Here is a 12,856-nt window from a genome sequence, read left to right as displayed (position 1 = left end):
CTCATGAAAAAATTCACTTACCTCATTCTAGGCTTACTCTCATCGACTTTATATGCTTCTGAACGGCCCAATATTATTTTTCTTTTAGCAGATGATATGCGCTGGGATTCCATGGGTCACCTTGGCATCTTCGAAGTTAAAACCCCCACGCTGGATAAGCTCGCTGAAAAAGGCACCCGCTTTACCCGCAATTATAATACCACCGCAATCTGCATGGCGAGCCGTGCTCAGATCATGACCGGGCTCTATGAATTCTCTACTGGCTCCAACTTTCTACATGGTAATTTGGCTTGGCAGAAATGGGAAAAATCCTACCCCATGTTACTGCGCAAGAATGGTTACTTCACTGGCTTTGCAGGCAAATTTGGTTTTCACCTCAATGATGAAACTGGCAAGCCACTCAAGGGCGGCACTACCGAACGCGTCATCAAAAGTTTTGATTGGTGGTCGGGCTGGATGGGTCAGGGCAGTTACCAAATGAATGAAAACCGCGAAGCTCACGAATATAAAAACGTCTATGGTGATAAAGCCGAGCACACCACCTACGCACTCGGTCTCATGGGTCGCGATTTTGTCAAAAAAGCCAAGGCTAGTGGCAAACCCTTCTGCCTCTCAATCAGCTTTAAAGCGCCCCACACGCCGCTCGCTACTGATCCGCGCTATGACTCACTCTACGAAGGCGTGAAATTCACCAAGCCCGCCGATTTCAATGAAGTCGATAAACTTCCCGCACAAGCTAAGAGCGGCCGTCCGCTATCCAAGGGCAAGGGCTGGGTCAGAAGTTATGATGATACCATGAAAAAATATCACACCATGATCTACGGTATGGATAAGGCCATCGCGATGATCCTCGAAGAAGTCAAAGAGCAGCAAGTCGAAGACAATACTATCATTATCTTTACTTCAGATAATGGTCACCATAATGGTAGCAAAGGCCTGGGCGGCAAACTTTACGCTTACGAAGTCGGCTCTCTCGCTCCTGCAATCATCTATGATCCACGCCATGATACCTGTCAAAAATTTAAAACTAATGAGGCCCTCTCTGGCAATATCGATTTTCATCCCACCATTCTCGATTATGCGGGAATCGCAAAAGCTGCTCCTAACCATGGCAAGAGCATGGTCTCATTAATCAAAGGCGAAAAACAAAAACTTCACGATTCACTCTTGCTCATCAATGTCTGGGGTATTGCTTCTGCACAAAGCCTAGGCGTCGTTACCGATGACTATAAATATATCAACTGGTTTTATGGTGCCGACGACTTCACCCCCACAGAAGAACTCTTTAATCTCAAGAAAGATGCCTTTGAACAAGATAGCCTCGCAATGAATCCAGAAGCTAAGCCTCAGCTCGAAGCGATGCGCCAGCTCTATGATAAATTTTTAGCCCAATGGAAAGAGGAAAGCGTCGCTGGGGCGGGCTACGAAAAATATGTTCAACTCGCCGATCGTACGATCCCTTTCTCTCAACATAGCCAGGAAATGATTGCTAGCATGTATAGCGATGATAAAGCCGGCAAAACTAAGCAGGATAAAAAGGCAAAAAAAGATAAGAAAGCTAAAAAGGATAAAAAAGCCGCCGATAAAAACAAGAGTTAAGTATGGGTACGCCAAGCACCAGCTTGGCCGAAGCTCTAGATAAACAACCCGCCCTTTTTTTATGCCAAGCTAGTGCTTGGCGTACCCAGAAAAAATCAATCTGTGTTCATCTGAATAATCTGTGGATACCTCAAAACAGGAAAACTTACATGAAGAAACTATTCACCCTACTCACTATATTCAGCTCACTGATCCTTGCTGAGTCTAAACCCAACATCATTTACATCCTTGCCGATGACATGGGCTACGGCGATGTAAAAGCCTATAATCCTGATTGTAAATTTCCGACGCCCCATTTGGACTCATTAGCCCAGAATGGGATGATGTTCACCGACTCTCACACAAACTCATCCGTTTGTACCCCCACCCGCTATGGAATCATGACGGGTCGTTACGCCTGGCGTACACGTTTAAAAGACGGCGTCCAGAATGGTTATGGTGCCTCCCTTATTGAGCCCGACCGCATGACACTGGCATCACTACTTAAAAGCCAAGGCTATAATACCGCCTGCATTGGTAAATGGCATATTGGCATGGACTGGGCTTTAACGAGCGGTAGCTCAGCCAAGGCCAAGGGTGATAACGTCGATCATACCACCCCCATAAAAAATGGTCCCGTTGATGTCGGCTTCGATTATTATTTCGGCTTAGCGGGTTCCTTGGGAATGCCTCCCCACTGCTTCATTGAAAACCGCAATCTCATTTCCGAACTCGATGTGATACACAAGGATAAAAAGGGAACTAACAAAAAACTTCACTCCTGTCGTCCCGGATTTGCTAGTAGTGATTTCGATGTTTTCCAAGTCCTCAATCAAGTCACTGATAAAGCCGTCGATTATATCGAAAAAAACGCCAAAAAAGAAAAGCCCTTCTTTCTCTACTTCCCCTTGAATGCGCCCCACGCACCCGTCACCCCCCACAAAGATTTCCAGGCCAAGAGCAATATCAACGCCTACGCCGACTTCTGCATGGAAGTCGATTGGCGCGTCGGACAAATTATTAAGTCACTGAAAGAACAAAATATCTTTGATAATACCCTTATCATTTTTACCACCGATAACGGCTGCTCAGGCACGGCAAAAATTGATCAACTCTTAGCCGTAGGCCATAATCCGAGCGCTCATTTCCGCGGTATCAAAGGCAACCTCTATGAAGGCGGTCATCGCGTCCCCTTTCTCGTTCAATGGCCCAAGGCAATCAAAGCGGGCAGCGTCTCTGATCAAACTATTTGCACCACCGATTTCCTTGCCACTTTAGCCGACATGAATAATCTAGAACTCAAGGATAATCAGGGCGAAGATAGCGTCAGTTTTTATCCAGCACTCATGGGCCAAAATATTGATACTACTCAAAGGACTGCTATCATCCATCACTCCGATCAGGGTAAGTTTGCAATTCGCCAAAATAAATGGGTACTCGTTATGGATCCTCATGCCGGCTCCAAACGCAAAGATGGCTTCTCTACTCCCGTCAAAAACCCCGCTGCAATCCAGCTCTTTGACCTCGATCAAGACCCTAGCCAAACTATCAACCTTCAGCATCAAAACCCCGAGATTGTCTCACGCATGAAAAAACAGCTCATGAGTATTATTGATAATGGTCGTAGCACGCCCGGGCAAGCCCAGAAAAATGACCCTGGTAAAAAGGGCTGGGCTCACTACGACGAACTGATTGAGAAAATTAATTGATCTTCAATTTCTATTTAACAATATTCAATTGATATTTATTCATAGTACATCTAAATCACCTTTATGATTTTGTATAAATATTATACACAGGAGCAAACAATCATGAAACCATTATTTACTTTACTTATAATATTATCGACCATAGTTCTAGCAGAACAAAAGCCCAATTTTATTTTTATTATGGCGGATGATATGGGCTTCGGCGATTTGGAGGCCTATGGCCACAATACAAATCTCAAAACTCCCCATCTCAATGCCATGGCCACAAATGGAATGTTATTTAATAACTTCTATTCTCAGGCCCCCGTGTGTTCGCCCACACGCTTCAGTTGTTATACCGGGCGCCACCCCTTCCGCACGGGTATCTGGGAAGCGAATCAGGGCTCACTTCGCGATGAGGAAATCACCCTACCCGAAGTCCTCAAAAAACATGGCTATCGAACCGGTCATTTTGGCAAGTGGCATTTGGGACAAATGGTCGATGATCCCAAACTCGGCAAAGGCACTCGCATGCCCATGGCCGCTCCCCAAAATAATGGCGTCGATGATTGGTTTGCCGTTCATAGCTGTGTCCCTACTTTCAACCCTTATGGCCCCGAAAGCAAAGAAGCTGCAGAATCCGATAATGCTTATTACCAAAATGGCGTGAGAGTGACTGAGAATATGGCGGGTGATTCATCTCGCATTATTATGGACCGTGCCCTTCCCTTCATAAAAAAGGCAGTAAATGAGCAAATTCCTTTCTCAACTTATATCTGGTTTAATACCCCCCACGCACCAGTATCTGGCAATCCTGAATGGCAATCTACTTATGAACCCTCTGTCGGTAAAGCTTGGCAGTATTACTCCAATTTAGCCGATATGGACAAACAAGTCGGACGCCTACGTGCGGAACTCAAAAAAATGGGTATCGCCGATAACACAATGCTCTGCTTCACTTCTGATAATGGACCCGTTTCACACGGTAGCGCTGGCCCTTTTAGAGCTTCAAAACGCCACCTCTTTGATGGTGGGATTCACGTGCCAGGCATCATCGAATGGCCCGCCAGAGTTGCCAAGGGTTCAAAAACGGATGCCATTGCCTGCACCACCGATTACTTTCTCACCGCACTCGAAGCCGCGGGAATCGATTATCACTCACCCCACGCCATGGATGGCCAGAGCTTGCTTCCCATCCTCACTCAAAAGGAAAACACTCGTGAAAAACCTCTTTTATTCCAGAGCCATGGCTCCCAAGTCGTACTCACAGAAAAATTTAAAGCCATGAGAGTTTATGAAGGAGCCTTCTCCCAACAACACGCTCAAGAAGCCGGCCTCATCCTAGGTGAATGGGGGCTCTTTGATCGTAGTAATGATGAAGGCGAAAATAAAAACATTGCTTCCGCCCACCCTGAAGTACTCAGTAAATCCAGCAAAATTTTCGAACTATGGGATAAAAGCTTACAAAACAGTTACTTAGGCAAGGAATTTGGCGAAGCCGGACAAAAATATGCTGATGGCTCCTATCGCAGCAATGGTGGCCTCAAAGGAAAAAGTCAAAAAAAGAATAAAAAATCAAAGAGTGGGAAAAAAAGTAAGAAAAATAAGAACACGACAAAGATCTGAAATCCATGATTGTCGTCAAATTAATAGCATCGAAGATGCGCTATGTTTTTAGCCTTGGGGGGAAGGCAAAGCCCACTCCCAAGGAATTGATTATCCATCATTAGATCATCGAAGACGGTCAATTAATTCGCCCTCTTCGAGGGTGTAAATCATGCCCCCTTTTTTCAAAAATAATAATCTTTAGACCTTTAAGCTATTAATCCGACAATGAATTAGATTGAGATGACGACCTTTAATTTGACTCATAGATTCAATCTATATTGTCGTCAAATTAATAGCTGTAGAAAAGTAAATATCCAAGTTATTTAACTTTTCCAGTTTAAAATATCTTTTTGTTTCTGTATTAGCTAATATCAACATATATTAGCGACAGGAACTCATTATGTATTTTACACGCAAATCATTCACTCTTATCGAACTGCTGGTGGTCATAGCGATCATTGGTATTCTCGGTAGCTTACTCTTACCTTCCTTAAGCAATGCTCGTAAAAAAGCTTTACTTGCTTCATGTAAAAGCCAAATCAAGCAACTTAACTATGCTCTCTACAATTATACGGACGATAATGACCAATATTTCGTTCCTCAGCGCAAACACTCTAGTAGTTTAATCATCTGGGATGATCAGCTCTTTGACTACCTCAGTGTGTCCTTAACAGACTCTCAAAAGGATGGAGTTAAACTTACCCGAACAAATTACCCCCAATTCACCAAGAAAAACCCCTTTAAATGCCCCGCAGATGACATAGTCAGAAATGGTGATCGCAATCCTCGTTCCTATGTATATAATACCGCTAACACCAGTGGACGTTTTGCTTTCAGTGGTCTAGGGACAACTTGGGGTGAAAGCATCAAAATGTCATCACTTGGAAAGAGTAGTGAAGTCTTAACTTTTATGCAAAACGATGATCACGCAGAAAAATCTTTAGGTGCTAATGGCGATTCACACATGGGAACCCAATGGGCCACCACCCTAGAACCTGAAAACACCCACGAACTCTACACCCGCTACAATACGGGATTTGCCGATGGTAGTGTAAGGCTTCTTCACGAAGCTAATGTTTACAATGCACTTCTTCACGAGCCTAATTGACCACTAAAAATTCCCATTTCTTTATCCTCTTCCCATCCATATAGGCAATTGAGTCCTGTATACTTGACTTAAAATAAAGGGAAGAAGGTGAATCTTAGTTTAATTAAAAGTTTATTGATATGCCTAATCATGCTTCCGTCATTGCTCATGGGGAAAGATACGAACAAAAATGTCTCTACGACGCCTCAAAAGGGGGGGTGACTTTAAAGCTGATGAGATTACTCACTACAAAAAAGTACCCCGAGTACTGGCCTGGCTTTTTGAATCTTACTTTTGAAAGTAAATCCTCACACTCTGCTGCTGCCATCCGGCGATCACAAAATCCAATTTTCCATCGCCATTTATATCGCGAATACTGACATCATAAGCCTGCTGATTTTCACTAATGATATGCCGCGTAAAGTTTCCCTTGCCATCATTCTCATACCATTCGAGCCGTTTTGAATCATTGCCACATGCCAAAATATCTATATCTCCGTCATTGTCGAGATCGGCAATATCCATCGTATGCGGACGCTCGAGTTGCACATCAATTTCTATCGCTTTGAAGTCAGGCGCCTTAAACCATAAGAGTCCCTTGCCATGACCGCGAGAGGCCACTAAGTCGTTTAAGCCATCAACATTTAGATCTGCTCCATACAGGTGAGTGGCACCCATTTGGTCCTTGAAAACTTTAATTTTATCCCAGGGCTTTAAGCGATCTTTTCCGGCTTTCCAAATCGCGAAATAATTGCCATTTTTAAACTTTTCTCCCTTCGCACCCGTAAACATTTCTTGTTGGCCATCGCCATCAATATCTGCCATTGACATGTAATGGGATCCGCCTGGAGCATCGCCATCTGCCAAGGGGTAAGCCTTCCATTCATGCTGATTTTTTGGCTTATTCGGTATAGGATAACAAATAATTGAAGATGGATAAAGATTCTTTGTGGGTCCCTTGTGACGCTTAAATTCAGCCGGCTGAAAGTTATTCACTACTATATCTAATTGGCCATCTTCATCGGCGTCAGCAATTAAAACGCAGTGGCTGCCCGAGAAATCCAAAGTGATCTGATGAAAGGACCAAGTATCTCTAGGATTGTCTGGACATTCAAGCCAATAAATCCCTTGGCCTGTTCCCACAAAATCCATATCGCCATCGCCATCCACATCCATCAAGCGCGAATGAATGGCCTGCTTGCGAAAACCGGCTGGCATCTCGAGTACGACTTTTACTTTGTATTCAGGACCCATCGCAATATTTAATTGATTCTTGGCTGTAAAAATCACATCTCCATGACCATTACCATCGTAATCCCACACTTGAGCTGAATTCACATTGGCTCCTGAAAACAGCTCTCGCATCTCAAACTTCAATTTTGCCTGAGTACTTAATACGAGAAATATCACTAAGCATAAAATTTTATTCATCTTTAAAAACCTTTTAATTTAGCAAATTCTATAGAATACTTTTATCTCTTATTATTCATATACGAAGAAAAGATGTTATGTTTACACTTAAATAGACAGAGACAGACAAAAATTTGTACTCATACTGTATCTTTTTATTCAAAATCATGAAAACATTTATTTGCCGGAGTCGCCCTTGAACCTGAAATTACAGTTTTTTATTATTTGTATCCAGCTATCATCATTGCTTTTGGGCGTTGGTCAACATTCCTCTTTATGGGGCAAAGAAGGTGAACTTTGGACGCCTAAGAGTCAGCTCCCCGATTTCTCTTTTGCCGGCTATCATTCAGGTGAAAAAGCGATTCCTCGTGTCCCCATTACTACAAACGTGACCGATTATGGCGCCATCCCCAATTCGGGTAAAGATGGCACCCAGGCCTTCATAAAAGCTATCGAACAAACTGAAAGTGGAGTCATCTTCATTCCCGCTGGCCACTACATTTTAAGTGATATTCTGTGGATAAAAAAATCAAATATTGCACTGCGTGGTGCTGGCCCAGAAAAAACCATACTCGAATTTCGTCCCGACCTTGAGGATGTTCGCCCTAATATGGGGAAAACCACATCAGGCAAGGCCACTTCCAACTACTCATGGTCAGGTGGTTTCATCTGGATAAAAGGATCCTACCGTGAAAAATTCATTTCAAAAATCACCCAAGAAGCTGAGCGAGGTTCTTATTCAATTTCTGTTGCGAATCCCGCAAAACTCAAGGTTGGTCAGTATATCACCATCGAATTAAGGGAAGACAAAAACAAATCTCTAATCAAATACCTCTATTCCGGTGATAGCGGAGACATCACTAATTTGAAAAAAACGGTAAAAACAAAATTCACCACAAAGATCACCGCCGTAAATACACAAGAAATTCTGATTGAACGCCCCCTTCCTTTTGATATCAAATTAACTTGGAATCCTTTCATTAAAACTTTTAATCCATCTGTAAGTGAAAGCGGAGTTGAAGACTTAAGTATAACTTTTCCCAACACCGCCTACCAAGGTCATTTTAGCGAACGTGGCAAAAATGGAATTGCTTTAAATTCTGTGGCTAATTGCTGGGTTCGCAATGTTCATTTTCAAAACTGCGATAGCGGCCTCTATATGCATGGACAGTTTTGTACGGCGATGGATCTCGTCTTTAAATCCGATCGACTCAAATTAAAAAATAATCATATGGGCTATACAGGGCACCATGGTCTTTCCGCAGGACTTGATTGTCTTTTCGAAAACTTTGATTTCCAAACCCATTTTATTCACGATTTAGGACTCAGTCACGCCAATCGCGGCAATGTATTCAAAAATGGCCGAGGACTCAACCTCAGTCTCGATCACCATCGTCAGGCTCCCTACGAAAACCTTTTTTCAAATTTAGATGCTGGTATCGGTAGCGATTTGTGGCGTTGCGGAGGTGGCAAAGGCTTGGGTAAGCATTGTGGTGCTAGGGGGACTTTTTGGAATATTCGAACTGAGAAAAAAATTAAATTTCCCAAAGACGATTTCGGCCCACCATCACTCAATTTTATTGGTCTTAATTTCAAAAAAGATCTAGCGCCCTCCATGTTTAAACATGAAGATATTCAGCCCCAGAAACTCATACCCGCAGATATCCATTCCGCTCAATTGCAAAAGAGACTCAGAAAAAAATCTTCTTCAGCATCTAATAAAAATCACTAATCCTTAAACATTAAATAATAAGACGATTTTTACATCTAAGATGTTAAGATCCCTTATATACCGATGAGTAGATACGTGATAGCTTTTCACTAGGCAAAGACAGTCGCATATCACACATAAATCCAATCATTTAGGTAAGTTCATGACCAAGAAAAATCTTCATCAAATAACTTAATCAGATCTTTGTGTTGTAAGAATTTTTTAAGCAATGCTGATAAGCAAATTTTATATTCATGCATTATCTTTTATAATTATCTTCATAGAAATGAGCACCAGATAATTAGAGAAAACTTTGACTTATAAAGATAAAAACTTATAAATAAGTGTTTCAAGCTTCGATTAGGCGTGTTCTTTATATAAATCTTTTGAAATTAAAATTAAAACTGAGGTCACATCATCAACACCATCTTCAATATCATAAAATTGACTTTGCTCATAGTCATTTTTTCTTCATGCTCTAGTATGAAAGACAATGCAGTTAACTTTGGCGCCATTGCTGATTGTCAATACTGTAATCAAAAATCGAAAGGCGTCAGAAAATACGCTTTATCTAAGCAAAAGTTATCGAAATGTGTCGATCATCTCAACACCATGGATTTAGAATTTGTCGTTCATTTAGGTGATTTTATTGATCGTGATTTCAAAAGTTTTGATGACGTCCTGCCGATCTATAACAAGCTCAAAAGTCCCCATCATCAAGTCCTGGGAAATCATGATTTTGATGTCGCTGACAAGTACAAAAAAGACGTCCCAAATAAAATGGGCATGCCGGCCAAATACTATGATTTCAAAAAACATAATTGGCGCTTTATTATCCTCGATGGCAATGATGTCAGTTTCCATGCCTATCCAAAAGGAAGTGAGCCCTACAAAGCAGCTGAAGTCTATTACGAGACAAATAAAATTAAGTCTCCCAAGTGGAATGGCGCTATTGGTACTCCACAAATAAGCTGGATTGAGTCGCTTTTAAAAGAAGCTCAGAATAATGATGAAAAAGTCATTCTCTTTTGCCATTTCCCCATTTTCCCTCAAGACCCCCACAATTTATGGAATGCAGCAGAAGTCATCACCCTACTTGAAAAGTATTCTTGCGTTAAAGCCTACATCAATGGCCATAATCACAAAGGAAATTATGCGCTTAAAAAAGGAATTCACTACCTCACACTCAAAGGCATGGTGGATACTGATGAAAGCTCCTACGCAACAATCAAACTGGACTCACAAAATATTGCAGTTCAGGGTTTTGGACGTGAGGGCAATCGCACTTTACCCATCCGTAAATAAATCTCTGGCTTAAATTCACTTGCAGCTGATTTTGATTCTCGAAGAAGGGTATTAAGCCTCTTTAGCCTTTTCCTCCTTTGGCTTACGCTGATCTTTGGGCTTGCGAACGCGCGGCTTGCCGTCTTTACTTTTCTTTGACTTTTCAGCCTTGTCTTTTTTAGGCTTTTTCGTTTGACCATTAGCGGCAATATCTTTCATTTGCTCATAGCCTTTGGCGAAAGTTTTTTGAACGTGATTCTTTTTTTCCTCCCAAGCCAGGCTACGATCGAGTAACTTGCCGTACTCAGTATAATTACGATCGGGCATCGCATGATCGCGTAGGTGCTGTACCTGTGCATCAAAGAGCTCACGCATTTTCTCCAATTGGGGTTCCATTTCCGGATTCGTCACTAGGTTATTCATCTCCACCGCATCATTCTGCCTATCGTAGAGTTCTTCGGCCGCTAGCATACCATCACCCTCGTGGTACCAGTAAATATACTTAAACTTCTCGGTAATCATGGTCATCTCATGAGTGGCCGCCGAACCCCAAAAATTAAATACTGGCATCGCTTCACGTACTCGGGCTTCACTATTTCCGAGTACTGGAACCAGGCTCTTACCATTAATTTTTGCGGGAATCGCAATCCCTGCAAGTTCACAAACCGTGGGGTGTATATCAATATTACCCGTCACACCCGGTGCGCGATTCCCCGCTTGATCACTACGTGGATCCATGATGATCATTGGGCCACGTGAGGGCCCTTCATAGGGAAGAACTTTTCCACTAAAACCGTGCGATCCACAGCTATAGCCATTATCCGTCGCATAAATGATTACCGTATTTTTACTGAGACCGCTAGCTTCCAACTTCGCCGTGATGCGCCCCACTGCCTGATCGATTCCGTAAATCAGTTGATTGTATTTACGCATTGATTCTTGATAATTTTCTGGCTTAAAATCCCTTATGGTCAAATATTGACGTCCCAATTTAGCTTGTGGAGGCAGCTTGCGCGCACCTGCTTCATCGTAATTGGCTCGCTTGTTCCAAACGGTATCTTTGTAGACATCATCGTAAGTCGGATCTGGTGAGAAAGGTTTATGTGAAGCTTTGAAACTTAGTGAAAGGCAGAAGGGCTTCTCCTGCTTTTGGGCTTCATCAATAAACTCACAAGCTGCCACGGCAGTCGCCATGGTGACGTGTGGATAATCAGCCGCAAATTTCTCCATATACTTATTCTTGGCCGTTTCAAAATAACCTTGGCCCGTCCAACCATACCAACGATCAAAGTCTTCAATCGGCAGTGATTCATACTCGTGGTAATTTTTTGCATCTACAGGAAAACCAAATTTTCCTATGAAGCCAGTGAAATATCCATTGCGTCTTAAGATCACAGGATAAGCCACTTCATTCCATAATTCTTTACTTAAATTACCATGAGAAAAATTACAGCCATTGGTATACTCATACATGCCCGTCATCAGACTTGCCCGACTCCCCAAACAAATGGGCGTATTTGTGTAGTGAGCATCAAACGTGATCCCGCGCGCACTGAGTTTATCAATATGTGGAGTTTTCACCTGATCATTGCCCATGCAGCCCAGCGTATCATAACGCTGATCATCCGTCAGCAAAACAATGATATTGGGTTTTTCCGCTCCGAGAATGCTAAAGCATGCACACAAATAAATAACTAGGCCATAAAAATTCTTCATAAAAAATCCTCTTGTTCTTAAATTAAAACTTATTTCACCCATAAAAACAAGTCAGAGCAGTCAATCTTTGTCCTCTGCACTCAAATTCCTCTATGTTTAAAGATTCACGATTACTCTGTTCAACTAAAATTAAGCATAGGAGCGCAGCGACTAGCCTTGGGATTTTTAAGGAATTTTGCGAAGCTAGCCCGCCCGCGGAGGCTCTCCTAATGAGTGGGAACTTAAGAGTATTTATACGTGCTGCATAGCTTTTTTAGTAAGGCCCCGAGGGCTCCTCGGCCACCGGAGGTATTTATACTGGGGCGGAGCCCCAAGTTTGACTAAATGAGGGACGAGTCCCTCACACTCCCACCAAGATACTGCCGTATGGGCAAATGCTTTTTATCCGCCTGTGTGGCAGCACCCCTTGACCCGGCGACTGGTGCGGAGCCCCATATATTTTATCACTTCATTAATTATTTGAGCTCGAAGAGCTTAGGAAAGTAGCCATGGACCTAAGTCCGTGGTGTTTGAATAACAGAATCGTGCGTGCCGAAGGTACGCTGCAGAGCGTTTCCTTCATACCTTCGGCATGAATATCATTTTTTAACAATACCCACCGGATAAATCCGGTGGCTACCCTACTACATACCTTCGGCATGTGTTTAAGTTCTCACCCATTAGGAGACCCTCGCGGGTGAAAGAAAATAGAGTTGCCTGTGTGGTAGCACACCTAGATTTTTTGAAAAAGCTGTCAATCAACGAGGTATGAAAGAGCAAGCTGATTAACTAAAT

At 42.6% G+C, this 12,856-nt stretch carries 8 protein-coding genes; 6 read left to right on the top strand and 2 right to left on the bottom strand.

The window, feature by feature from the left end; translation table 11 throughout:
* Window positions 1–3: 3 nt before the first annotated feature.
* The 4 genes from PQO03_RS00710 (at window position 4) to PQO03_RS00695 (ending at window position 5,982) form a co-directional block, all read left to right on the top strand.
* A complete protein-coding gene (locus PQO03_RS00710; protein WP_274150550.1) occupies window positions 4–1,599 on the top strand; it encodes a sulfatase family protein in 1,596 nt (531 codons plus the stop codon).
* A 149-nt stretch (window positions 1,600–1,748) separates the two neighbouring features.
* Window positions 1,749–3,287, top strand: a complete 1,539-nt coding sequence (locus PQO03_RS00705; protein WP_274150549.1) for a sulfatase family protein — start codon at window positions 1,749–1,751, stop codon at window positions 3,285–3,287.
* Between the two features lie 102 nt (window positions 3,288–3,389).
* Entirely contained in the window at window positions 3,390–4,892 is a 1,503-nt protein-coding gene (locus tag PQO03_RS00700) for a sulfatase family protein (protein ID WP_274150548.1), read from the top strand.
* Window positions 4,893–5,274: 382 nt separating this feature from the next.
* Window positions 5,275–5,982, top strand: a complete 708-nt coding sequence (locus tag PQO03_RS00695; RefSeq protein WP_274150547.1) for a type II secretion system protein — start codon at window positions 5,275–5,277, stop codon at window positions 5,980–5,982.
* A 267-nt stretch (window positions 5,983–6,249) separates the two neighbouring features.
* On the opposite strand, the gene PQO03_RS00690 is transcribed toward PQO03_RS00695, so the two are convergent.
* Window positions 6,250–7,392, bottom strand: coding sequence for an FG-GAP repeat domain-containing protein (locus PQO03_RS00690; protein WP_274150546.1), 1,143 nt, complete (start codon window positions 7,390–7,392; stop codon window positions 6,250–6,252).
* A gap of 175 nt (window positions 7,393–7,567) precedes the next feature.
* On the opposite strand from PQO03_RS00690, the gene PQO03_RS00685 reads away from it, so the two are divergent.
* Window positions 7,568–9,103: a glycosyl hydrolase family 28-related protein gene (locus tag PQO03_RS00685; protein WP_274150545.1), complete on the top strand. Its 1,536-nt coding sequence runs from the start codon at window positions 7,568–7,570 to the stop codon at window positions 9,101–9,103.
* A gap of 462 nt (window positions 9,104–9,565) precedes the next feature.
* Window positions 9,566–10,387 carry a metallophosphoesterase gene (locus PQO03_RS00680; RefSeq protein WP_274150544.1) on the top strand — a complete coding sequence of 274 codons (822 nt, stop codon included), beginning with the start codon at window positions 9,566–9,568 and terminating at the stop codon, window positions 10,385–10,387.
* Window positions 10,388–10,438: 51 nt separating this feature from the next.
* On the opposite strand, the gene PQO03_RS00675 is transcribed toward PQO03_RS00680, so the two are convergent.
* Window positions 10,439–12,082 (bottom strand): sulfatase family protein, encoded by a 1,644-nt coding sequence (locus tag PQO03_RS00675; RefSeq protein WP_274150543.1) that lies wholly within the window; start codon window positions 12,080–12,082, stop codon window positions 10,439–10,441.
* Window positions 12,083–12,856 lie beyond the last annotated feature (774 nt).

Source organism: Lentisphaera profundi (assembly GCF_028728065.1).
GTDB classification, from domain to species: domain Bacteria; phylum Verrucomicrobiota; class Lentisphaeria; order Lentisphaerales; family Lentisphaeraceae; genus Lentisphaera; species Lentisphaera profundi.
Note: the sequence above shows the minus strand (reverse complement) of the source record. Positions and strands in the feature narration are given on the sequence as shown.